This window comes from Methylobacterium sp. EM32, assembly GCF_040593685.1.
In the GTDB taxonomy this organism is placed as follows: domain Bacteria; phylum Pseudomonadota; class Alphaproteobacteria; order Rhizobiales; family Beijerinckiaceae; genus Methylobacterium.
Genome location: NZ_JBEXZS010000185.1, coordinates 1 through 22541, shown reverse-complemented (window position 1 = coordinate 22541; position 22541 = coordinate 1). Strand labels below are relative to the sequence as shown.

Genomic DNA, 22541 nt, shown 5'->3' with positions numbered 1-22541 from the left:
TTTTGCCGCATTTTCTACGACGAACCGGTATCCACTTCGTCGGAAAATGCTCTAGCCCGCGCGGGGCGAGGATACGGCCGGCCGATCCCCGCCGAGCGGAAGCTCGAACTGCGGACCTCCCGGCGGACGGTCCGTGAAGCCCAGCGCTCGGTAGAAGGATTGAGCGCGGCGGTTGTCGGGATGGGTTCCGATCATGAGCCGGGCGCATCCCTGCGCCTCGGCCTCCGCTCTCGCGGCCTGCACCAACGCTCGTCCGACGCCCGAGCTTCTCGCCCCGGGCACGACGAAGAGATGATGGAGGTCGAGGGCGCGGGACGCGTATTGCGCGCGATACAGGCGGACGAGAAGAGCGTAGCCGATCAGAGTTCCGGCTTCCTCCGCCACCAGGGCCGTCGCCCAGGGTGGTGACGCGAACAGATCGGCCCGCAGGCGATCCGCATCCGTCGTCGCGCGATCACCGTGATGCAGCGAGCTGGCCGATCAGCCCGGCCAGCGCGTCCGCGTCGTCCGGGACGGCGTGACGAACGATCGCCGCGACCCGCGGATGGACGGAGCTGTCCCGCATGACGCTTTCTCCCGGCAAGGATCGCTCCCCGGCATCGGCGTCCGACGCGATCCTCCGCGGAGCCTATCGATCCAGGGGGCAACGAAAAACGGCCGCCGGGCATCTGCCCCGCGGCCGTCGAGAGAGGCGGGCCGGTTCGGCCCGCCGATATCGGCTCAGCCGATCCGAGGATCAGAGGCCGTTGAACTTGTAGCTGAACCCGGCGCGGACGAGGTTGCCCTCGGTGGTGAAGCGCGAGGTGTAGGAGCCGCGCGGCTGCGCGGCGGCGGCCACCGTGAGGCCGGTGTTGTTCACCTGCACGTTGCGGCTGCCGAGGTCGTAATGCAGGTACTCGGCCTTGATCGTCACCGCCTGAGACTGGATGCCCAGCAGGCCCAGCAGGCTGTAGCGGGCCAGGAACGAGTCGGTCGGCAGGGCGTACTCGATGCCGCCGCCATAGGCGTAGCCGGTCGCGATGTCGTTGTAGCGGCCGGTATAGGCGAGGGCGAGGGGCGGGGTGGCGCCGGCGGTGGTGTAGAAGTTGGCGCGGTAATCGACGCCGCCATAGGCGAAGCCGCCCATCCCGTAGACGAAGAGGCGGTCGAAGGCGTAGCCGGCGCGGCCGACGACGGTGCCGAGCCAGGACAGTTCCTGACGGAAGGCGCTCGGGTCGGGGAAGCCGCCATTCGCGGCGAGCTGCGGGCCGAGGTAGAAGGTGTTCTTGTGGATGTCGGTCCAGGCCCAGTCGGCCTGGACGCCGACCACGAAGCCCGAGCCCGGCGTGAACTGGTAGTTGTAGCCGAAGCCGCCGCCGATATTGGCGAGGCCGTCCTGCTCGTTGCGCACCACCGGCGGGCGACGCAGGGTCGCGACGTTGCCGATCGTGTTGGTCGGCGTCAGGTCGTTGCCGATCGTGTTGATGCGCTGGCGGTCGGTGAAGGTGTAGTCGGTGTGCAGGCCGGCGTAGAAGCCGGTCCAGGTGAAGACCGGCACCGGCGTGAAGACCGGCGGCGGGGCGACGCGGCGCGGCAGGTCCGCGGCCGAGGCCGCCCCGGCGAGGAGCGACGTCGCGGCGCCGGCGAGCATGAACTTCTTGAGCACTGGAGGACGCCCCGTTTGAGCGAAATTGTGGCCGCAGGCTAGCTTGAGCGTGACCGGGCGCCTATGACCGCCGCGCCACACCTGCCGGTTGACCGGCCGGGTTTCCGAATTTTTTCCGTGCGCTGCCGCACAGGGCGGCCGGCAGGGTGCGAGGCGACACGGGTGAGGCGACATGGCTGAGGGGGAGGGCGCCAGGGCCCTGATGATCCAGGGCACCGGCTCCGACGTCGGCAAGTCGCTGATCGTCGCCGGGCTCGCCCGCGCCTTCTCGCGAAGGGGCCTGCGGGTGCGGCCGTTCAAGCCGCAGAACATGTCGAACAACGCCGCCGTCACCACCGATGGCGGCGAGATCGGCCGGGCCCAGGCGCTCCAGGCCCGGGCGGCGGGCGTCGCGCCCTCCGTCCACATGAACCCGGTGCTCTTGAAGCCGCAGAGCGAGACCGGCTCGCAGGTGGTGGTGCAGGGGCGGATGGTCGGCACCGCGCGGGCGCGGGAGTACCAGGCCTGGAAGCCGCGGCTCCTCGCGGCGGTGGTCGAGAGCTTCGAGCGCCTGCGGGCGGAATCCGATCTGGTGCTGGTCGAGGGCGCGGGCTCGGCCTCGGAGGTCAACCTGCGCCGGGGGGACATCGCCAATATGGGGTTTGCCCGCGCCACCGGCACGCCGGTGGTGCTGCTCGGCGACATCGACCGCGGCGGGGTGATCGCGAGCCTCGTCGGCACGAGAGCCGTGATCGACCCGGAGGATGCCGCGATGGTGCGGGGCTTCCTCGTCAACCGCTTCCGCGGCGATCCGGCCCTGTTTTCCGACGGCATGAGCCTCATCGCCGCCCGCACCGGCTGGGAGGCGCTGGGGCTGATCCCGCACTTCCCCGAGGCCGCGCGGCTGCCGGCGGAGGACGTGCTCGGCCTCAAGGGCGCCGAGCGCTCGGGGGGAAAGGTCGTGGCGGTGCCGGTCCTGCCCCGCATCGCCAATTTCGACGACCTCGATCCGTTGCGGACCGAGCCCGGGGTGAGCGTGGTGCTGGTCGAGCCCGGCCGGCCGATTCCCGCCGAGGCCGACCTCGTGCTGCTGCCGGGCTCGAAGACCACGATCCCCGACCTCGCCTTCCTGCGCCAGCAGGGCTGGGACATCGACATCCTGGCCCATCGCCGCCGCGGCGGGCGGGTGCTCGGCCTGTGCGGCGGCTACCAGATGCTCGGCACCAGCTTGAGCGATCCGCAGGGCATCGAGGGACCGCCCGGAACCGTGGCGGGCTTGGGGCTCCTCGACGTCGCGACGGTGCTCACCGCCGAGAAGCGGCTGGCGGCCGCGACCGGAGTCAGTTTGCCGGACGGGACCCCGTTCACCGGCTACGAGATGCATGTCGGCGAGACCGGCGGGCCCGATGCCGCCCGGCCGCTGCTCCGCCTCGCCGACGGCCGCCCCGACGGCGCGGTCTCGGCCGACGGGCTCGTCTGCGGCACCTACGTCCACGGCCTGTTCTCGGACGAGGGCCAGCGGGCGCTATGGCTTGCCCGCCTCGGCGCCGCGCCGGGGCCGGAGGCCTACGAGGCGGTGATCGAGCGCGTGCTCGACGGCCTCGCCGACCATCTCGAGGCGCATGTCGATTGCGACCGGCTGCTCGCCCTGGCGGCGTAGCGCGGGGCGAACGCTCACCTTACGAAACCGTCATCTCCCGCTCAGCATCGGTTAAGCCCGAGAAGCGCGTCATGCCGGTGCGTCATGGTGGCGGCCGGACGGGGAGGGCACGGGCATGGCGGTCGATCCGCGTCGGACGGCGCTCGGTCTCGGGCGGTTCGGGCTCGGCGCCCGGCCGGGCGACCTCGCCCGCGAGGAGCCGGTCGAGGAAGCCCTGCGCCGCGAGATCCTGGCCGGCACCGTTCCCCTGCCGGGCGGGCCGGACCTCGCCCCCGCCCCGACCCTGCTCGCCGCCCTCCAGGCCGAGGAGCAAGGCCGCAAGCTCGCCCGGGCCGGGAGCCCGGACGCGCCGATGCCGGAGGGCCCGCCGGCGCCGCCGATCCAGGAGAGCGTCTACCGGGCCGAGGTGGCGGCCCGCCTCGCCCTGGCGCAGGCCGCGCCCCTCGGCTTCGTCGAGCGCCTGATCTGGTTCTGGGCCAACCACTTCACCGTCTCGGTGGCGCGGGGGCCGCGCCTGCGGGTCAGTGCCGGCGCCTTCGAGCGCGAGGCGATCCGCCCGCACGTGCTCGGACGCTTTCGCGACCTGCTCCTCGTCGCCGCCACTCATCCGGCGATGCTGATCTACCTCGACAACGTCGCCTCGGTCGGCCCCAACTCGCCGGCGGGCCAGCGCAAAGGCCCAGGTCCTGGCAAGGGCCTCAACGAGAATCTCGGTCGCGAGCTCCTGGAACTGCACACCCTCGGGGCCGATGGCGGCTACACACAAGGGGACGTGACAGCGCTCGCCCGCATCCTCACCGGCTGGTCGCTCCAGCGCGACGGCAATGCCGAGGGCCTGCCGGGCACGACGACCTTCCGGCGCGGCGCCCACGAGCCGGGCGCCGTGACGCTCTTGGGCCGCACCTACCTCGATGTCGGGCCGGCGCAGCTGCGCATGGCCCTCGACGACCTCGCCGTGCATCCCGCGACCGCCCGCCACGTCGCGTTGCGCCTCGCGCGCCACTTCGTCGCCGACGATCCGCCCCCCGCCCTGGTGGCGCGCCTCGCCCGGACCTTCCTCGACCAGGACGGCGACCTCTCCCGCCTGGCGCTGGCCTTGATCGAGGCGCCGGAGGCCTGGGATCCGGTGCAGCGCAAGATCCGCTCGCCGCAGGAATTTTTGACTGCGGCGATGCGCGGGCTCTCCCTCGCGCCGGATCCCCGGATGGTCATGAGCGCGCTCGCGGCGTTGGGCCAGCCGTACTGGTCGGCGCCGGCGCCGAACGGCTACCCCGACGAGGCCGCGGCCTGGGCCTCGCCGGAGGGGCTGCACGCCCGCCTCGACCTCGCCGCCCGGACCGGCCAGCTCGCCGCCGGCACCGACCCGGCGGCCTTCGCCGACGCGGTGCTGGGCCCGCTCGCCACCGACGAGACCCGCACGGCGATCCGCCGGGCCGAGAGCCGGGCGCAAGCCATCGCCCTCGTCCTGATGGCCCCCGAGTTCCAGCGACGGTGATCCCCAAGAGGACCTCTCGATGAGCGATCTCTGCCAATCTCATCCGAGCCGCCGGGCGATCCTCGGCACCGCCGGCGCGCTGTTCGCCTGGTGCGCCATCCCCCGCACCGCTTACGCGGCCCCCGGCGCCCGCGACGCCCGCCTCGTCGTGGTGATCCTGCGCGGCGCCCTCGATGGGCTCTCGGCGGTGGCGCCGCTCGGCGATCCGGCCTACGCATCCCTGCGCCCGGGCATCGCGCTCACCCGCGACGGGCCGGGGGCGGCACTCCCCCTCGACGGCTTCTTCGCCCTCCACCCGGCGCTGCCAACCTTCGCCCGGCTCTACGCCGCCCGCCAGGCGATGGTGGTGCACGCCGCCAGTACCGGCTACCGCGAGCGCTCGCATTTCGACGGGCAGGACGTGCTGGAGAGTGGTCAGCCCGGCCCGGGCCACACCGCCAGCGGCTGGCTCAACCGCCTCGTCGCCGCTCTGCCGGCGGGGGAGGGCATCGCGCCCCGGACAGCGCTCGGGGTGGGCGTGGTGCCGCCGTTGATCCTGCGCGGTCCGGCCCCGGTCCTCGGCTGGGCGCCGCCGCGCCTGCCGCGGGCAAGCGACGAGTTCGCCCGGCGGGTGCTCGGCCTCTACGAGGCGCGCGACCCGACGCTTGCGGCCTCTCTTGCCCGCGGCCTCGACGTCGACTCCCTGGCGAAGGGCGGGCCGAAGGGTGCGGGCGGCCTGCGCGGCCTCGCCGAGGGCGCCGCCCGGCTGATCGCCGCCGATGACGGCCCGCGCATCGCGGCTCTCGCGCTCGACGGCTGGGACACCCACGCCGACGAGGGCGGCGCCACCGGCCGCCTCGCCGGGCTGCTCGGCGGCCTCGACGGAGTCTTCTCCGCCTTCGCCGAGATCCTGGCCCCGCGCTGGGCCGACACCGCAATTCTGGTCGTCACCGAGTTCGGCCGCACCGCCCGGGTCAACGGCACCACCGGCACCGATCACGGCACCGGCACGGTGGCATTCCTGCTCGGCGGCGCGGTGCGCGGCGGTCGGGTGCTCGCCGACTGGCCCGGCCTCGGCCCCGCCCAGCTCCACGAGGGCCGCGACCTCGCCCCGACCACGGATGTGCGGGCGGTCGCCAAGGGGCTGGCGGCGGACCTGTTCGGCCTGTCGCCGGCGGTTCTCGCCGGCCGCGTGTTTCCGGGAACCGAGGGCTTGCGGCCGATCGCCGGGTTGGTGGTGTAGCCCTTCGATTCGTCCGGCTCGCGCCGGTTCCGGCGTTCGGGCTCGGGCTCGCAGCGTTCTACTTTGCCGGAGAGCGCTCGATTGTCAGGGCATCGCGGGTGGCGAGGCTCCGCCACTTCCCGGTGAGCGTCGTATTCTCTGCGACCAGGTCGCAGGTGCTTCTGCTGATCGCGCGGCAGCGTTCCAGCGCCCGTCGCCGGGCAGCCTCCATCGAGCGCTCGGCATACACGTAATAGGCTCCCGGTCCGGACGCCGGAACGGCGAGAGCCTTCTCGGTCGGCATGCGGAGATAATGGTCGAGCAGGTGCTGGTCGTCGAGCGCCAGCGTCGGGCGAACCGGCGCGAACACCCGATCGTCCACCAGGGCCGGCAGGCCGTGCGCGCGGAGGAAATCGTCAATGTTCGGCTGGGTCAGGGCGTTCGCCTCCCAGCGGTAGAGCGTGTGGCCGTCGGCCTCGAACGGTGGCAGGAACCGCAGATCGACGGTGCCGCCGCCCTGCCGATAGGCAGCGCTCATCCGCCTGGCGAATTCCGGCTGAAACCACGGGTCGTTGAGGGCATAGAGCCACAGCGTCGGAACCGCCGCCCTGCCCATGGCACCAACCTTCCGCACGAGCTCGTCCTCGAATGGCCCGCAGGTCGGGTCCGGGGCGAAGGGCTTGGCATTGTGCCACAGGCCGCCGGACATGTTGATGACCGCGGCCAGAGGGTGGTCGGACCGGGCGGCGAGATCGAGCATCGACATTCCGCCGACCGAGATGCCGAGCCCGATCGCCACGGCCGGCTCGACGTCGGGGCGCGTGCGCAGCGAGACCAGGGCGGCGGCCAGATCGGCCGCATGCGCGTCGATATACCGGCCAGGATCCGGAGCAGCGCAAGTCCCGGCATCGTCTTGGACCGTGCCGGTCGAGGTGCCGTACCCACGCCAGACGACGACGGCCGCCAGCCAGCCCCGATGGGCGAAGTCGTGGGCGAGGTGAGCCAGCCCGGCGGCCTGCGATTCCCTCGGATGTCGGAACGCACCATTGACGATCAGGGCGACGGGATAGCGCCCCTCGGCGGCCGGGCGCACGATCAGGGCTTCGAGCTGTTCGTCGTGGCCGTCGATTGAGACCGGCAGGAGCAGGTGCTGCTCGACGACATCGGCGGCGTCCGCGAGGGCCGGCGACACGGCTGCGAGGCCGATCACCACCACGTATGACAGGAATCGAAGCAGCAGCCGACCGGCTCTCTCCTTCGTCCGGCGACCTGCACGGTGCGGCATCGGAGCCGCGGCCGGACACGCTGCAGCGAGGTGAACCTGACGCATGACCGCCTCTGTCCGGTAAGTGGATCGTCTCCGCCGATCCGGCCGTGGGGGCCGGGGCAGGCTCGTCGCGACCCGCAGCGAACTCGGCGGTAGGACGATCGCTCTGCGCCCGCAACGGTCATTCGCGCGGCCGGGCCGATCGCGTTCGGACGACGGGCCGTTTGGCTGGGTCCAGCGCCGTTCCGCGTACTCCCCCACATCATTCCTGTGCATGCGACAGCCTCGGCCCGGACCCGCCGCTTCCCCCGGGCGTTTCCCGCACCAGACACGAGGGAGTGGAGGCCGATGGCGAAGCGCAAGGTGAGCCGGCGCGCAGGGACGGGGCCCGAGGAGAGCGTGGCGCCGCTGGTGCCGGCCGGGGCTCTCGCGGTGGCGCTGCTCGGCCTGCGCGACCGGGGGCAGCCGCTGGTCCACGTCGCCCGCGATGCCCGCCGGCTGGAGGAGATCGCCGCTCTGCTGCGGGCGCTGGCACCCGGCCTCGGCGTCGCGGTCTATCCGGAATGGGATTGCCTGCCCTTCGATCGCGCCTCGCCCTCCCGCGGCACGATGGGCGCGCGCGCCGGGGTGCTGCGCTGGCTCACGGACGCCGCGCACCTGCCCGACATCCTGCTCACCACCGCGCCGGCCCTGATCCAGCGCGTGCCGCCGCCGGAGACCTGGGCCGGCGCCCGGGTCGAGCTGAGACCCGGCGACGCCCTCGATCCCGCCCGGCTGACGGCGGAGCTGCAGCGCCTCGGCTACATCCTCGACGACCGGGTCGACGAGCCCGGCGAGGTCGCGGTGCGCGGCCGGACCATCGACGTCTATCCGGCCGCCGCGCCCCGGCCCTGCCGCATCGAGCATGCCGGCGGAAAAGTCACGGCGATCCGCACCTACGATGCGGTCTCGCAGCGCTCCCTCGACGAGGTCGAGACCCTGGTGGTCGATCCGGCGACCGAGGTGATCCTGGCGCCGGATTCTCCCGTGCGCCTGCGGCCCTTCACCGGCCAGGAGCACCAGCTCCCGACCCTCTACGGCCGCCTCGTCACGGTGCTCGACTACGTGCCGGAGGCCCGCCTGGTGGTCGAGGCCGGGGCGGAAGGCCGGGCCGAGGCCTTCTTCGAGCAGATCGCCGAGGGCCGCGCCTCGGAGGCCGCGAGCCGCGGCAAGGCAGCGCCCCTCTACCTGACCCCCGCCGAGTGGACGAAGACCCGCGAGGCCCGCGAGGTGGCGGTGGCGAGCGACGCCGACGCCGCCGCCATCGCCGTGCCGGCCTTCCTGCGCGAGCGCCGGCCGGGCCCGGCCTTCTCGGCCTACCTGCGCGAGCGCCTGAAGGCCGGCGAGCGGGTGGTGCTGGCCGGCGATCCCGCCGGGCTCAAGCGCCTGTCGCGCCAGGCCGCCCGGGCGGCGGAGCGGGGCGTCCGCCCGGTCGCCGACTGGGCGGAGGCGGCCGCCGCAAAGGCCGGCGAGATCGTCGCCCTGCCGGCGCCCCTCGATGCGGGCTTCCGGGTGCCGGACCTCGGCGCCACGGTGATCGCGGCGCCGGACGTCTATGGCGGAACCTCGGCGCGGCCGAGCGCCGGGCAGCCGGTGATCCTGCCGATGGGCGAGGTCGATCTCCGCGTCGGCGACGTCGCGGTCGACCGCGACCACGGTCTCTGCGTGTTCGAGGGGCTGGAGCGCATCGCCACCGGCGACGATGGCGGCACCGAGGCCCTGCGCCTGCGCTTTGCCGGCGACGCGATCCTGATGGTGCCGGTGGCCCAGGCCGACCGGATCTGGCGCTACGGCTCGGAAGTCGAGGCGGTGACCCTCGACAAGCTCGAGGGCGGCACCTGGCCGAAGCGCCGGCTCGCCACCGAGGCCGGCCTTGCACGGGCCGCCCGCGCCATGCTGGAAGCCGCAGAAGAGCGCCGCAAAGCGAAGGCGCCGGCCCTGGTGCCGCCGGAGCGCGAGATGGAGCGGTTCGGCGCCGGCTTCGGCTTCCCGCTCACGCCGGACCAGGCGAAGGCCGTCGACGGGGCGCTCCAGGACCTCGCCGGCGCGCGGCCGATGGACCGGCTGGTCTGCGGCGACGTGGGCTTCGGCAAGACCGAGGTGGCCCTGCGCGCCGCCGCCGCGGCGCTGCTGGCCGGCAAGCAGGTCGCGGTGGTGGCGCCCACCACCGTGCTGGTGCGCCAGCACCTGCGCACCTTCGAGCGGCGCTTCGCCCGCTTCGGCATCGGGGTGGCGCAGCTCTCGCGCCTCGCGAACCCGGCCGAGGCCAAGCGCGTGCGCCAGGGCCTCGCCGACGGCTCGATCCGCCTCGTCATCGGCACCCACGCGCTCGCCGGAAAGGGCGTGACCTTCGCCGATCTCGGCCTCGTGGTGATCGACGAGGAGCAGCGCTTCGGTGCCGCCCTGAAAGAGCGCCTGCGCACGATGGCCGGCGACGCCCACGTCCTGACGCTGACCGCAACGCCGATCCCCCGCACCCTGCAATCGGCCCTGGTCGGCCTCAAGTCCCTCAGCGTCATCGCGACGCCGCCGGCGGTGCGCCAGCCGATCCGCACGATGCTGACCCCGCTCCACGACGACACGGTGCGGGCGGCGCTGATGCGCGAGAAAGGCCGGGGCGGCCAGAGCTTCGTCGTCTGCCCGCGCATCGAGGAGATCGGCCCGATGGCCGAGCGCCTGAAGGCGCTGGTGCCCGAGCTCGAGACCGTCGTCGCCCACGGCGAGATGAAGCCGGCCGAGCTAGACGAGATCATGGTGCGCTTCGCCGATGGCGAGGACGACGTGCTGCTCGCCACCTCGATCATCGAGAGCGGACTCGATGTACCGCGGGCCAACACGATGCTGGTCCACGACGCCGAGCGCTTCGGCCTCGCGCAGCTGCACCAGCTGCGTGGCCGGGTCGGCCGCGGCCAGCGAAGGGGCGTCACCTACCTGCTGACCCGGCCCGACCGCGACCTCTCCCCGGCAGCCGAGAAGCGCCTGCGCACGCTCGAGGCCCTCGACCGCCTCGGCGCGGGATTCGCCATCAGCGCCCGCGACCTGGATCTCCGCGGCGCCGGCGACCTCGTCGGCGAGAACCAGGCCGGCCACGTCAAGCTGATCGGGCTCGGCCTCTACCAGCACCTGCTGCAATTGGCGCTCCGCGCCGCCAAGGGGGAGCCGGCGGAGGATTGGGCGCCGGACATCAATCTCGGCCTCGCCGGCGACGTGCCGGAGGATTACGTGCCCGAGCCCGAGCTGCGCCTGAGCCTCTACACCCGGCTCCTGCGCCTCGGCGGCGCGGCGGAGGTCGAGGCCCTGCGCGGCGAGGTCGAGGACCGGTTCGGTCCGCTGCCGAAGGGCGTGCGGGCTTTGTTCGCGCTGGCCCACCTGCGGGTCGCGTGCCTCGCCCTCGGCATCGCCCGCCTCACCGGCGGGCCGCAGGGGCTCGCGGTCGATTTCCGCCCCGGCTGCGCCCCGGCCGCGATGCCTCTGACCGAGGACGTCACCGCCCGCGACGGACGGCTGATCCTGCGCCGCCCCTGCGACGACCCGGACCGGCGCGGCGAGCTGTCGGCCGAGTTCCTGCACCGGATCCAGGAGGCCCGCGACCAGCAGGGCTGAACGACAATACGTCCGGCGCCGGGTTTTCATCCGGCGACCGGAACGATCACCCACGGCCAAGGTTGATCCCGGGACCGATCGAGGCCGCCGACGAGCCGCGCCCCATGGACAGAGCCAACCCCGACCCGCAGCCCGAGGCGCCCGAGGCCGACCCGGTCCCGGCCGAGGACATCGTGCTGGAGCCCCTGGCCGACTTCCCGCGGATCGACCTGCGCACGCCCGGCGAGCCGTGGGAGAAGCGCCGCGCCGCCGGCAAGGGCCTGCGCGCTAAGGTCCCGCACGACAGCCACGGGCCGGTGCCCGTCCCGAAGGACCGGCCCGACCCGGTGCGGCTGATCGAGCAGGCGCAAACCGGGCGCCAGGAGCGGCTGATCCCGCTCCGCGTCGCCCGGATGGCGAGCTCGCCCTTCGCCTTCCTGCGCGGTGCCGCCACCGTCATGGCCTGGGACCTCGCCCGCACGCCGACGAGCGGCATCGACGTGGTGATGAACGGCGACGCCCATATCTCGAATTTCGGCCTGTTCGGCACGCCCCAGCGCGACATCGTGCTCGACCTCAACGACTTCGACGAGGTCACGATCGGCCCGTGGGAGTGGGACCTGAAGCGGCTCTGCGCCAGCATCGAGGTCGCCGCCCGCGACCTCGACGTACCGGAGGCGGAGCGCCGCGAGGCGGTGATCGCGGCCGCTTACGGCTACCAGCACACCATGACCGAGCTGGCGCCGCAGGGCCCGCTCGACGTCTGGCACCGGGCGGCCCGGGCCGAGGAGCTGGATTTCGGCGGCATCGCGATCGACGCGGAATCCCGCGCCGTGGTGGAGCGGGCGGTCGAGAAGGCGCGCAAGCGCCACAACAAGAGCCTGCTCGCCCGGATCGGCGAGCGCCGGGTCGATGGCGGCTGGCGCTTCCGCCAGGACCCGCCGATCCTGACCTGGGTCGATGCCGACACCCGCGAGGCGGTGACCGCCGGACTCGAGCGCTACGCCGAGACCCTGCCGCGGGAGCGCCGGTTCATGCTGAGCCGCTATCACGTCGTCGACGTCGCCCACCGGGTCGTCGGCGTCGGCAGCGTCGGCACGCGGGCCTATGTCGCGCTGCTCTGCGGCAACTCCGACCAGGACGTGCTCTTCCTCCAGGTCAAGGAGGCCGTGCGCCCGGCCCACGCGCCCTACGTGTCCGGCATGCCCGAGCCCTACGCCTCGCACGAGGGCGAACGGGTGATCTACGGCCAGCGCCTGCTCCAGGCGGTCGGCGATCCGCTGCTCGGCTGGACCACCATCGACGACCGGCCGTTCTACGTCCGCCAGATGAAGAACATGAAGGGCGAGATCCCGGTCGCCTGCATGCGCGGGCAGCCGCTCGTCTACTTCTCCTGGGCCTACGGTGCGCTGCTCGCCCGGGCCCATGCCCGCACCGGCGACGCGGCCGCCATCGCGGGCTATTGCGGCCGCGACCGCCACGCCGATTTTCGCGAGGCCTTGGCCGATTGGGCGCGGGCCTATGGCGACCGGAACGCTGAGGACCACCGGCTCTTTCTGGAGGCGATCGCGTCCGGGCGGCTGGAGGCGGCGGCGGATCCGGAGATGTGACCAGGGGCAGCACGACAGCGGCGGTCCATCGGTATCGCGCACGCATCGTGCATCATGAACCGACCCCCTTTCCCGGACGACTCAAACGAAGTGGAAGGAGATCCGGGATCCAGCACAGGACGTGCCGCGAAGCGGCTCTGCATACTTCACCGTTGCAGACAGACGGACGCTCCGTGATTTCTTGCGCTGGATCTCGGATCTCCTTTCACCTCTTTGAGTCGTCCGGGAAAGGGGTGGAGGGGACATCCAAAGCGTGTTGCTTCATCTGCGGCATCATTGCAGGGTGCCGCCTGCGCCCGCCTCCCATGCCCACCCGCTTCGTTGACAACCTTCCCCCCACCCCTAGAACCGGTCAAAACGCCGGCGGGAGGAGCACGCGATGGGCAAGGGCTTGCGCAAGGGACTGACCAGCTACGGGGATGCGGGGTTCTCGCTGTTCCTGCGCAAGGCCTTCATCAAGGCGGCGGGCTATTCCGACGACGCCCTCGACCGGCCGATCGTCGGCATCACCAACACCGCCTCCGACTACAATCCCTGCCACGGCAACGCCGCGCAGCTGATCGAGGCGGCCAAGCGCGGGGTGATGCTGGCCGGCGCGATGCCGATGGTCTTCCCGACGATCTCGATCCACGAGAGCTTCGCCCACCCGACCTCGATGTACCTGCGCAACCTGATGGCGATGGACACCGAGGAGATGATCCGCGCCCAGCCGATGGACGCGGTCATCGTCATCGGCGGCTGCGACAAAACCCTGCCGGCACAGGTGATGGCGGCGGCCTCCGTCGACCTGCCGACGGTGGTGATCCCGGTCGGCCCGATGGTGGTGGGGCACCACCGCGGCGAGGTTCTGGGCGCCTGCACCGATTGCCGGCGCCTCTGGGGCGCGCACCGGGCCGGCGAGATCGACGAGGAGGAGATCGAGATCGTCAACGGCCGGCTCGCCCCCTCGGTCGGCACCTGCATGGTGATGGGCACCGCCTCGACCATGGCCTGCATGATCGAGGCGATGGGCCTCGCCCTGCCGATGGCCGGAACGATTCCGGCGCCCCACGCCGAGCGGATCCGCCTCGCCGAGGCGAGCGGCGCCTGCGCCGCCGCGATGGCGAAGACCGGCGGTCCCCGTCCGAGCGAGATCCTGACCCCGGCCTCGATCCGCAATGCGCAGGTCGTCATGCAGGCGATCGGCGGCTCGACCAACGGGGTGATCCACCTCACCGCCATGGCGAACCGCGCCGGCATCGACCTCGACCTCGCGAGCCTCGACGCGATCGGCCGCGAGGTGCCGGTGCTGGTCGACCTCAAGCCCTCGGGCGACCACTACATGGAGCATTTCCACCATGCCGGCGGCGTGCCGAAGCTGCTGCGTGAGCTGGGCGGCCTGATCGACCTCGACGCCCCGACCGTGACGGGGGCGACCCTGCGCGACGTGGTGGCGGCGGCCGAGGACGTGCCGGGCCAGACCGTGATCCGCTCGCCGGGCCAGCCGATCAAGCCGGTCGGCGCCATGGCGGTGCTCACCGGCAACCTCGCGCCCCGCGGCGCGCTGATCAAGCACTCGGCGGCGACGCCGCGCCTGCTTCAGCACGAGGGAAGGGCGGTGGTGTTCGACTCGATCCCCGACATGGCGGCGCGGATCGACGACCCCGACCTCGACGTCTCGGCGGACGACGTGCTGGTGCTGCGCAATGCCGGGCCGAAGGGCGCGCCGGGCATGCCGGAGGCCGGCTACCTGCCGATCCCGAAGAAGCTGGCGCGGGCCGGCGTCAAGGACATGGTGCGGATCTCGGACGCGCGGATGAGCGGCACCGCCTTCGGGACGATCGTGCTGCACGTCACGCCGGAATCGGCGGTCGGCGGGCCGCTGGCGCTGGTGCGAACCGGGGACCGCATCCGGCTCGACGTGGAGGGACGGCGCATCGACCTCCTGGTCGACGAGGCCGAACTGGCCGCCCGCGCCGCGGCTCTCACGCCACAGGCGCGGCCCGACTGGGCGGCGCGCGGCTATGCCCGCCTGTTCCACGACACCGTGACCCAGGCCGATCAGGGCTGCGATTTCGACTTCATGCGGCGGGAGGGGTGAGGGCCCGTTCGGCTCGCAAGGGTTCTACCGCGATGATCCCCCTTCTCCCATCCGCGACCTCATCCTGAGGTGTGGAGCGATCGAAGATCGCGGAGCCTCGAAGGAGGCCTCCAGGGATCGCTGAGCTTTTTGGAGGCCTCCTTCGAGGCTCCCTACGGTCGCACCTCAGGATGAGGTCGTGGGTGGGATGAAGTAACGCGACCAGTCAAGCAGACTCTCGAACCCGTTCGATCACCCGGTGGGCGTGTACTTCACCGAGTGATCGAACCATCGTCGACTAACGTCACCAACCCCTCAGTTGAACCGCACCGGCAAGGTGAAGCTCTGCTGCGCGCCGGTGAACTCCGCCGGCGCCGGGGGCAGGCTGCCGGAGGCGGCGGCCACCGCCGCGGCGTCGAGCGAGCCGTTGCCGCTGCTGCCGGCGAGCGAGGCCCCAAGCACCCGGCCGGACCGGGACACGGTGAAGCGCACCGTCGCGGTGCCGCTCGCCCCGCCGGCGCCGCGGGCCCGGCTCTGGATCACCCCGCGCACCATCGCCCCCCAGGCTCGCGCCGCGTTGGCGCTCGCGGCGGCCGAGGCGCCACTCTGGTTCATCTGCGAGGCGGAGGCAGCGGCGCGGCGCTGGCGGGCGGCCTCCATGGTGCGCTCGGCCGCCTTCTGCGCCTCGCGCTTGACGTCGCGTACGGGCTTCGGGGCCGGCTTCTTCGCCTCGACCGGCTTCTCGACGGGCTTCGGTCTCTCGACCGGTTTCGGCTTGGCCACCGGTTTCGGGACGGGCTTCGGAACCGGCTTCGGCTCCTGCACGGGCTTTGCCACCACGGCGGCCGGCGCCTCCGGGTTGGTCGAGGTGACCACCTGCTCCTCGGGCTCCTGCACCGCCTCCACCGCCTCGGGCGGCTTCTCCATCGGCACCGCCTCGGCTGGCGCCTGCTCGACCGGGGTCTCCTGCGGCGTTTCCTCGACCTTGGTCTCCGGCGGCGGGGTCTCGATCGGCACGGTGTCGGACGGGGGCTCGGCCGTCGGGACGGTCGTCGGCTCGACCGTGTCGGTGGGGGTCGGCGTCGCCTCGACGTCCGGCGACTGGGTCGGCACGTCGATCGCCGCCATGTCCGGCGCGAGATCGATGGCGATCTCGTTCTCGCCGGGCGGGGCCGGAGGGCTGCGCCAGTAGGTCAGGGCGAACAGGCCGCCCGCGTGGAGCGCGAGCGCCACCAGGAAGGCGAGGCCGAGGCCCGTCCCCGGCTCGCGCGGCTCCGGCGCGTCGGTCGTCACGGTGTGGTTCATGGCTTTACCGTGGGGCCGCCGGCGCAGGCGCCGCCCCGCCGGACGGCGCACCCGAGGGCGCGTTGGCGATCAGCGAGACCTTGGCGAAGCCAGCCTGGCCGACGAGGCCCATCACCTCCATCACCTTGCCGTAGGGCACGTCCTTGTCGCCGCGCACCAGCACGGTCTGGCCCGGATCCTCGGCGGCGGCCGCCTTCAGGCGGGCGAGCGCGCCGTCGGCTGGCAGCGGCTCCTTGGCGAGGAAGGCCTGGCCGTCCTTGTCGACCGAGACCACCACCGGCTTCTTCGACTCGGAGGTCTTGGCGGCGGCGGTCTTCGGCAGCTGCACCGGCACGCCGACGGTCATCAGCGGGGCCGCGACCATGAAGATGATCAGCAGCACCAGCATCACGTCGACCATCGGGGTGACGTTGATCTCGGACATCGGCGCGGCGTCGAAGCCATCCTCGTCGCCGGCGCCGGCCTGCACCGGTCCCATACCCATCTGGCGGGTCTCCGGCCGCCTGCCCGAGCGGGCAGGGGCTTATTCTACGTGTTGAACGGGAGAGCGACTTACTCGGCGGCGGCGCTGCGGGCGTGGTGGCTGCGGTCGCGCGCCAGCCGGTTGCCCAGGGTGCCGATGCCGGCGACGAAGGCCGACTGCACCTTGGCGAGGTCGCTCGAGAACTTGTTGTAGGCCAGCACCGCGGGAATCGCGACGACGAGGCCGATCGCGGTGGCGAACAAGGCCTCGGCGATGCCCGGCGCCACCACCGCGAGGCTGGTGTCCTGGCTTTTCGCGATTGACGAGAACGAGTTCATGATGCCCCAGACAGTGCCGAACAGGCCGATGAACGGCGCCGCCGAGCCGGAGCTCGCCAAGAACGGCAGGCCGACCTGCAGCCGCTTGATGTCGAGGGTGAGTGCCGCCCGCATCGCGCGCTCGATCCGCTCGCGCCGCTCGGCGCGGGTCTCGGTCGGATCCTGGTCGCGCCAGGCCTCCTGGGCGGCGGTGACCACCCGGGCGGAGATGCCCGAGCGCGCCTCCGGCATGCCGCCGGTGGCGACGAGGCGGGCGAAGGACTTCGCCTGGCGACGGGCGCCGGCGAGGCGCACCAACTTCTCGATGATGATCGTCCAGGAGACCAGCGAGGCCAGGATCAGGAGGATCATCACCCCCTTCACGATCGGATCGGCCTGCAGGAAGAGGCCGAGGAAGGAGAAGTCGTGGCCGGCAGTCGCGGCGGGCGCGGTGGTCGGATCCATCTCGGCGGTCTCCGGAAGAAAAGGAAAGAAGAGAGGCGGTCAGCGCACGAACGGCGCGGCGCCCTTGGCGGAGGAGGGCTCGATGCGTTCCAGGCAGGTGTCGCGGGTCAGGTCCTGGCCCGAAATTTCCTTGCCCTCGCAGGCCGCCACATCATTGAGCAGCACCCGGCCGATCTGGGCGCAGGGGGTGGGGGCGATCTCGAACTGGCGGAGCGCCGTCTTGCGCGCCGGCACCGGCCCGAGCTCGACCATGCTGCGCTTCTGGACGATGCCGTCCTGGTCGAAGGCGTAGAGGTCGAGGCGCAGCGAGCGGATCGGGCCGCCCTTGCCGTTCTCGACGATCAGCATCGCCTTGCAGGTCTCTCCGGCGGTCTCGAGCTTGTTCAGCTCCACCCGCAGCGGCGGGGCGGCGGGCTGGCTCACGGCGGCGGGCGTCACGGCGGCCTGCGCCTCGGCGGGGGTCGCCTGGGCCGTCGCCGCGGCGAGCGGCGACAGGGCGAGGCAGAGAGCCGTCACCCGACCGATGCAGGCCCCGAAGCGGGGCAACCCTTGCGTGAGCACGTCGTGCGACTCCTCTGGGACGGCGAGCGCCAAACAGCCATCCGCGCGCGGACCGGCCGCCCGTGGGGGCACCGGCGCGACGCCTTCCCGGCTCTCGCTCCTGTTCGTCGGACAGACCGGATCGACCCGGGAGGATCCCGGGCCGCCGGCAGGAACGAACTAGCGAGGTGATCGGGCGGGATCAAGGCCGCCCGCGAAACTCAGAGGAATTCCAATCTGTTATCGGGATGCCGCCCGAGGACGGCAGACCCCATTGCCACATTATCCCGTCCGCTCACCTATCCTCGACGTTGCCCGTCTACTTGGCCTTCGTCTCGGGAGACTTCTCGGAAGCTTTGGGTGCGCGGGCCTTCTCGACGGCGTCCGCCTTCTCCTCGTCGGTGTCGCCGCTCTGGTCGATCGCCCGCTCGGGGTTGGCGGCCAGTCCGCGCAGGACCGTTAGAACCTGCGCGCAGACCTCCGGATGCTTGTAGGCGTCCAGCACCACGGCGGCGTCGCGCAGGGTGCGCAGGTCACGCACCGTCTGCTCGTTGGCCGAGCGCTTCAGCTCGGGCGACGTGGCGATCACGTCCTCGAGGCGCAGGCCGACCACGTCGCAGGTCGCGCTCGGGGCGGCCGCGGGGGCCGGTGCGTCCTTGGCGCCCGCCGTCAGGGCGTGGCCGGCGAGGACAAGGGCGAGGAGGCCGGACAGGACGAAGGGCGGGCGCATCTTTTCTCAGGGCTCCGTTGGGCAGGGTGCGGGGTTCGAGAGGGTTCGGAGTTCGTGGAGTTCAGTGTCCGAGGATGCGGTTGGCGAGCGCCACGATCTGGCTCGGCCGGTAGGGCTTGGGCACGAAGACCGAGTCGGTCACCGCCTCGCCGGCGCCGAGCGTGTGGCGGCCGCCCGAGGTGTAGACCACCGGCAGGCGCGGGCAGTGGCGCCGCGCGTCGCGGGCGAGCGCCACCCCGTTGGTGTTGCGGGCGAGGTCGATGTCGGTGAACAGCATGTCGACCCGCTCGGCCTGCAGGATGCGGCCGGCCTCGACCGCATCGGAGGCGGTCAGAACGCGGTAGCCCTCGTCCGCCAGGGCCTCGGCGGCGATCTCGCAGACCATCGCCTCGTCCTCGACCACCAGCACCGTCTCGTAGGGGAGGGCGGCGGGCGGCACCATCGCCGCAAAGGCAGACTGGATCATGACGCAACTCGCTCCAGGACGATGGGGGCCGCCGGTTCGTCGTGAGCCGCTCCGGCGACGGTTCGAGAGAAGAACCGCCCGAACCTCGGCCGTGTTCAGGCCCGATCCCTCGAATTGACGCGGTTTGGTGAGCGAAGCCTTAACCCTGCGGGAGGACCGGTTAATGCGGGGCGGAACCGCGGCCGCCCTTGCGCGGGCAAGCCCCGTATGAGAGGCCCGGGGCCGCATTCGAGGTTCACAGAGAAGAGCGATGAGCGCCACCGCCGCCCCCTCCCTCACCCAGCAGGTCACCGAGATTCCGGCCGGCGCCCACGTCATCGCGACGCACTGGCTCGGCCGGCAGCTCGTCCTGGCGCTCGGCGACGGGGCGGTGCTTCTCGTCGCCGAGGACGGCGGGACCACCCGGGTCGAGGCGCATCCGGAGGCCGGCATCCTGGTCGCCGCCGGCGACGGCAAGCGCCTCGTCACCGGCGGCGACGACGGCCGGATCGTCGCGATCAGGGCCGACGGGACCGCCGAGGAGGTCGCGACGGCGAAGGGCGGCGCCTGGATCGACGCCCTCGCGCTGCACCCCGACGGCGGCGTCGCGTTCGCGGCGGGCAAGCGCGTCGTCGCCCGCGACGCCAAGGGCCGCGAGAAGGTGTTCGAGGCGCCCTCCACCGCCCGCGGCCTCGCCTTCGCGCCCAAGGGCTACCGGTTGGCGGTGGCGCATTACGGCGGCGCCACCCTGTGGTACCCGAACCTCGACACGGCGCCCGACGCCCTGACCTGGAAGGGCTCGCACATCGACGTGACTTGGTCGACGGACGGGCGCTTCGTCATCACCACGATGCAGGAGAACGCCCTGCACGGCTGGCGCCTCCAGCCCGACCGCGGCCACATGCGGATGACCGGCTACCCGGCCAAGGTGCGCTCCACCGCCTGGTCCTCGGACGGGGACTGGCTGGCGACCAGCGGCGCCGAGGCCGTGATCGTGTGGCCGTTCGATTCCAAGGAAGGCCCGACCGGCAAGGCGCCGCGGGAATGCGGCGTCCGCCCGGCCCGGGTCTCGCGGGTGGCGTTCCACCCCAAGGCCCCGGTCCTGGCGGCGGGCTACGAGGATGGCTGCGTGCTCCTGATCCGCTTCACCGACGCGTCCGAACTCCTGGTGCGCCCCGCGGTGAAGGGCAGTGCCGTGACGGCGATGAGCTGGCATTCCGGCGGCGAGCACCTCGCCTTCGGCTGCGCCGACGGCCGAGCCGGCCTCCTCAGCCTGCCGCGCTAGAGCATTTTCCGACGAAGTGGATACCGGTTCGGTGAAGAAAATGCGGCAAAATCAAAGGCCTAGAGAAGCTTCGCGATCGCAGAGCGATCGCGGAGTGCTCTAGGGCCATGGACCTCCTCGGCGCCTTCCGACGCCGCCCCTCGCCGGACGCCGCCGCGCGGGCCCGGGTCGCCGAGATCGCCCGCCGCCTCGGCGGTCTCAGTCCCGAGGTGACGCTCAGCGTCAACGAGATCGTCTGCGCCGATCCGGCCTGCCCGGGCACCGAGACGGTGATCCTGGTGATGCAGCCCGGCGTGCGCTCGCGCGCCTGCAAGGTGGCAAAGCCCCTGGACGAGGTGACGGAGGAGGATGTGGCGGCGGCGCTCGGCGCCTGACGCCGGCGCCTTCACAAGAGCGCGGGAACCGCACACATTTCGCCCGACGGGCGTCCCGCATTCGCAGGCGGATCTCTCGGCGAGGGCAGCAGCATATCCGTCATGAAGACCAGACGCCCGAAACGCCGCTTGCCGCAGGGTCATGAGACGGATAGTCTCGCGCCTCATCACATCTCGAATCGACCGGCCTGGGGCAAGCGGGTGTACGCGATCTGTTTCGATCTCGATACCGAGACGCTGAAGAACCAGTACCACAACGCATCTTGGCAGAACGGCTACCAGGACATCGCCCGGGTGCTGGAGCGTCACGGTTTCGACCGGCAGCAGGGCAGCGTGTATTTCGGCAACGACCAGGTCGACCCCGTGCGCTGCGTTCTGGCGATCCAAGATGTGGCGCGGGAATGCCCCTGGTTCCGGGCCGTCGTGGTCGACGTGCGGATGCTGCGGATCGAGGAGAACAACGACCTGCTGCCGGCGCTTCAGCCGCTCCCCTGAGGGCGCGCCCGTCCCCAGTGTTGCGCCCCATCTACAGCTTCAGGACCGCCCTCTCGACTAGGAGGGAGAACGGCCCCGTTTCGGCGCCGTCATCCGGATTGGCCGCCATGCCGCGCGCGACGTCGCCCACCCCCGATCCCGCCGTCGACGCGGCGGCGCTGCTGCGCCGCCTCGCCTTCTTCGGCCTGACGGTGGTGATCCCGGTCACCGCCCTGGTGTCGCGACGCAGCGTGGTGATCCTGGCGCCGATCGGCATCGTGCTCCTGATCATCGCCGCCCTCCTCGACGGGGCGCAGCGTCCCCTCGCGGCGGGTCTGTCGCGCCTCGGCGGCGCCCGCGCGATCCTGGCCGGCCTCCTGCTGCTGGGCTGGTGCGCCCTGTCGCTGGTCTGGACGCCGTTTCTGGGCCCGGCGAGCGAGCGGCTGCTCAACCTCGCCGCCACGGTCGGGCTGACGGTGGCCGGCTACCTCGCGCTGCCGGACCGGATGCGCTCGGCCAACCTCTACCTGCTGCCCCTCGGTGTCGGCATCGCGGCGGTCGGGGCGGTGATGCTCGGGCTGTTCAGCGGCGCCTCCCTGCGGGGCGGCTTCGAGGACGACAGCGCGCTCGAGCGCGGCGCGATGCTGCTCGCCCTGCTGCTCTGGCCCGCCGCCGCCTGGCTGCGCTCGCGCCGCCGCGACATGGAGGCTCTCGGCCTCGCCATGGTGGTGGCCCTCGCCCTGGTGCTGGCCCCCGGGCCGGTGCCGCTGCTGGCGCTGGCCTGCGGGGCGGCGGCCTTCGCGCTCTCGGCCTGGCGCCAGGGCCTCGGCGTGCGGGTCACCGCCGGCGTCGCGGCGGGCCTCGTCGCCCTCGCGCCCCTGCTGCCCTTCCTGCTGCGGCCCGTGCTGACGCCGGTGCTCGGTCCGCTCCACCCGACGATCCTGGCCCTGAAGGCCTGGCAGCGGGTGGTGACGACCGAGCCGCTGCGGCTGATCACCGGCCACGGCCTTGAGACGGCGCTCCGCGGGAAGGCGATCGGCATGCTGCCGGTCAACGCCCCGGCCTCGCTGCTGTTCGAGATCTGGTACGAGCTCGGCATCGTCGGTGCCTTCGCGGCGGCCTTCGTACTGTGGAACGGCATCCGCCATTCCGGCCGCGAGCACCCGGTGCTGACCCCGGGCGCGATGGCCACCGCCGCCACCGCTTTCGCCTCCACCTGCCTCGGCATCGGCACCACCGCGAGCTGGTGGTTCACCAGCGTCACGGTGGTGGTGCTGGTGTTCATCGCCGTCGAGCGCGGCCAGTTCCGCACCAGCCGGCCGAAGGCGAGCGCCCTGCCGCCGCGCCCTGTGGCCTGACGCCCGCGCGCGACCCCGGCGCAGGGGGACAACGTCTCGGTTGCGTGCCGGACCGCGAGCGGGATCGCGGTCCCGTTCGCCGAGCCTTACTTCCCCGACGGCCTCGATGAGCCGATGCGACCGTGACCGCCGGCGGTCACGCTTCCTCCGGTCGGCCGCCCTCCCGTCGCTCGCCGCAGGTCGACCGTGCTTAGGCGCGCCGCGGCGGGCGCGGCGCCGGGACATCCCGCAGGCAGGGCGGGCGGGCG

General features: G+C 72.4%; 19 protein-coding genes. 10 read left to right on the top strand and 9 right to left on the bottom strand.

Annotation, left to right across the window (positions count from 1 at the left end; translation table 11 throughout):
- Positions 1 to 51: 51 nt before the first annotated feature.
- Complete coding sequence (locus tag ABZT49_RS24545) at positions 52 to 417, bottom strand: GNAT family N-acetyltransferase (RefSeq protein ID WP_355289905.1); 366 nt, start codon at positions 415 to 417, stop codon at positions 52 to 54.
- Between the two features lie 319 nt (positions 418 to 736).
- Entirely contained in the window at positions 737 to 1645 is a 909-nt protein-coding gene (locus tag ABZT49_RS24540; RefSeq protein WP_355289849.1) for a porin family protein, read from the bottom strand.
- A gap of 202 nt (positions 1646 to 1847) precedes the next feature.
- On the opposite strand from ABZT49_RS24540, the gene ABZT49_RS24535 reads away from it, so the two are divergent.
- The 3 genes from ABZT49_RS24535 to ABZT49_RS24525 all read left to right on the top strand — a co-directional run bounded on the left by ABZT49_RS24535 (position 1848) and on the right by ABZT49_RS24525 (position 6001).
- Complete coding sequence (locus ABZT49_RS24535) at positions 1848 to 3284, top strand: cobyric acid synthase (RefSeq protein WP_355289903.1); 1437 nt, start codon at positions 1848 to 1850, stop codon at positions 3282 to 3284.
- Between the two features lie 115 nt (positions 3285 to 3399).
- Positions 3400 to 4779 (top strand): DUF1800 domain-containing protein, encoded by a 1380-nt coding sequence (locus ABZT49_RS24530; protein WP_355289847.1) that lies wholly within the window; start codon positions 3400 to 3402, stop codon positions 4777 to 4779.
- 19 nt (positions 4780 to 4798) lie between these two features.
- Positions 4799 to 6001 (top strand): DUF1501 domain-containing protein, encoded by a 1203-nt coding sequence (locus ABZT49_RS24525; RefSeq protein WP_355289845.1) that lies wholly within the window; start codon positions 4799 to 4801, stop codon positions 5999 to 6001.
- Positions 6002 to 6059: 58 nt separating this feature from the next.
- On the opposite strand, the gene ABZT49_RS24520 is transcribed toward ABZT49_RS24525, so the two are convergent.
- On the bottom strand, positions 6060 to 7196 hold the full coding sequence (locus ABZT49_RS24520) for a CocE/NonD family hydrolase (protein ID WP_355289844.1): 1137 nt from the start codon (positions 7194 to 7196) through the stop codon (positions 6060 to 6062).
- 399 nt (positions 7197 to 7595) lie between these two features.
- Between ABZT49_RS24520 and ABZT49_RS24515 the strand changes: the two genes are divergently transcribed.
- From ABZT49_RS24515 to ABZT49_RS24505, 3 genes are all read left to right on the top strand, one after another.
- Positions 7596 to 10889 (top strand): helicase-related protein, encoded by a 3294-nt coding sequence (locus tag ABZT49_RS24515; RefSeq protein ID WP_355289842.1) that lies wholly within the window; start codon positions 7596 to 7598, stop codon positions 10887 to 10889.
- A gap of 104 nt (positions 10890 to 10993) precedes the next feature.
- On the top strand, positions 10994 to 12478 hold the full coding sequence (locus tag ABZT49_RS24510; protein WP_355289840.1) for a DUF2252 domain-containing protein: 1485 nt from the start codon (positions 10994 to 10996) through the stop codon (positions 12476 to 12478).
- A gap of 379 nt (positions 12479 to 12857) precedes the next feature.
- Complete coding sequence (locus ABZT49_RS24505; RefSeq protein ID WP_355289838.1) at positions 12858 to 14558, top strand: IlvD/Edd family dehydratase; 1701 nt, start codon at positions 12858 to 12860, stop codon at positions 14556 to 14558.
- Between the two features lie 294 nt (positions 14559 to 14852).
- Here ABZT49_RS24505 and ABZT49_RS24500 read toward each other — a convergent pair whose 3' ends face one another.
- The 6 genes from ABZT49_RS24500 to ABZT49_RS24475 form a co-directional block, all read right to left on the bottom strand.
- Positions 14853 to 15842, bottom strand: a complete 990-nt coding sequence (locus tag ABZT49_RS24500; RefSeq protein ID WP_355289836.1) for a TonB family protein — start codon at positions 15840 to 15842, stop codon at positions 14853 to 14855.
- A 4-nt stretch (positions 15843 to 15846) separates the two neighbouring features.
- Positions 15847 to 16326 (bottom strand): protein TolR, encoded by a 480-nt coding sequence (gene tolR / locus ABZT49_RS24495; protein WP_355289834.1) that lies wholly within the window; start codon positions 16324 to 16326, stop codon positions 15847 to 15849.
- A 68-nt stretch (positions 16327 to 16394) separates the two neighbouring features.
- A complete protein-coding gene (locus ABZT49_RS24490) occupies positions 16395 to 17087 on the bottom strand; it encodes a MotA/TolQ/ExbB proton channel family protein (RefSeq protein ID WP_355289833.1) in 693 nt (230 codons plus the stop codon).
- A gap of 39 nt (positions 17088 to 17126) precedes the next feature.
- The gene (locus tag ABZT49_RS24485; protein ID WP_355289831.1) at positions 17127 to 17681 is read right to left on the bottom strand and encodes a Tat pathway signal protein; all 555 of its coding nucleotides are present in this window, start codon (positions 17679 to 17681) and stop codon (positions 17127 to 17129) included.
- Between the two features lie 265 nt (positions 17682 to 17946).
- On the bottom strand, positions 17947 to 18357 hold the full coding sequence (locus ABZT49_RS24480) for a photosystem reaction center subunit H (RefSeq protein WP_355289829.1): 411 nt from the start codon (positions 18355 to 18357) through the stop codon (positions 17947 to 17949).
- A 61-nt stretch (positions 18358 to 18418) separates the two neighbouring features.
- Complete coding sequence (locus ABZT49_RS24475) at positions 18419 to 18823, bottom strand: response regulator (RefSeq protein ID WP_355289827.1); 405 nt, start codon at positions 18821 to 18823, stop codon at positions 18419 to 18421.
- Positions 18824 to 19073: 250 nt separating this feature from the next.
- Between ABZT49_RS24475 and ABZT49_RS24470 the strand changes: the two genes are divergently transcribed.
- The 4 genes from ABZT49_RS24470 to ABZT49_RS24455 all read left to right on the top strand — a co-directional run bounded on the left by ABZT49_RS24470 (position 19074) and on the right by ABZT49_RS24455 (position 22293).
- Entirely contained in the window at positions 19074 to 20087 is a 1014-nt protein-coding gene (locus tag ABZT49_RS24470) for a WD40 repeat domain-containing protein (protein WP_355289825.1), read from the top strand.
- A 107-nt stretch (positions 20088 to 20194) separates the two neighbouring features.
- Positions 20195 to 20461: a hypothetical protein gene (locus ABZT49_RS24465; RefSeq protein WP_355289823.1), complete on the top strand. Its 267-nt coding sequence runs from the start codon at positions 20195 to 20197 to the stop codon at positions 20459 to 20461.
- A 201-nt stretch (positions 20462 to 20662) separates the two neighbouring features.
- A complete protein-coding gene (locus ABZT49_RS24460) occupies positions 20663 to 20956 on the top strand; it encodes a virulence factor (RefSeq protein ID WP_355289821.1) in 294 nt (97 codons plus the stop codon).
- Positions 20957 to 21063: 107 nt separating this feature from the next.
- Positions 21064 to 22293: a peptide ABC transporter permease gene (locus ABZT49_RS24455; RefSeq protein WP_355289819.1), complete on the top strand. Its 1230-nt coding sequence runs from the start codon at positions 21064 to 21066 to the stop codon at positions 22291 to 22293.
- The last annotated feature ends 248 nt before the right edge of the window (positions 22294 to 22541 follow it).

Coding starts and splice junctions, on each gene's coding strand:
- ABZT49_RS24530 (WP_355289847.1), top strand. CDS start 3,400: ATGGCGGTCGATCCGCGTCGGACGGCGCTCGGTCTCGGGCGGTTCGGG.
- ABZT49_RS24525 (WP_355289845.1), top strand. CDS start 4,799: ATGAGCGATCTCTGCCAATCTCATCCGAGCCGCCGGGCGATCCTCGGC.
- tolR (WP_355289834.1), bottom strand. CDS start 16,326: ATGGGTATGGGACCGGTGCAGGCCGGCGCCGGCGACGAGGATGGCTTC.
- ABZT49_RS24465 (WP_355289823.1), top strand. CDS start 20,195: ATGGACCTCCTCGGCGCCTTCCGACGCCGCCCCTCGCCGGACGCCGCC.
- ABZT49_RS24455 (WP_355289819.1), top strand. CDS start 21,064: ATGCCGCGCGCGACGTCGCCCACCCCCGATCCCGCCGTCGACGCGGCG.
- ABZT49_RS24505 (WP_355289838.1), top strand. CDS start 12,858: ATGGGCAAGGGCTTGCGCAAGGGACTGACCAGCTACGGGGATGCGGGG.
- ABZT49_RS24480 (WP_355289829.1), bottom strand. CDS start 18,357: ATGCGCCCGCCCTTCGTCCTGTCCGGCCTCCTCGCCCTTGTCCTCGCC.
- ABZT49_RS24470 (WP_355289825.1), top strand. CDS start 19,074: ATGAGCGCCACCGCCGCCCCCTCCCTCACCCAGCAGGTCACCGAGATT.
- ABZT49_RS24475 (WP_355289827.1), bottom strand. CDS start 18,823: ATGATCCAGTCTGCCTTTGCGGCGATGGTGCCGCCCGCCGCCCTCCCC.
- ABZT49_RS24515 (WP_355289842.1), top strand. CDS start 7,596: ATGGCGAAGCGCAAGGTGAGCCGGCGCGCAGGGACGGGGCCCGAGGAG.
- ABZT49_RS24490 (WP_355289833.1), bottom strand. CDS start 17,087: ATGGATCCGACCACCGCGCCCGCCGCGACTGCCGGCCACGACTTCTCC.
- ABZT49_RS24500 (WP_355289836.1), bottom strand. CDS start 15,842: ATGAACCACACCGTGACGACCGACGCGCCGGAGCCGCGCGAGCCGGGG.
- ABZT49_RS24510 (WP_355289840.1), top strand. CDS start 10,994: ATGGACAGAGCCAACCCCGACCCGCAGCCCGAGGCGCCCGAGGCCGAC.
- ABZT49_RS24535 (WP_355289903.1), top strand. CDS start 1,848: ATGATCCAGGGCACCGGCTCCGACGTCGGCAAGTCGCTGATCGTCGCC.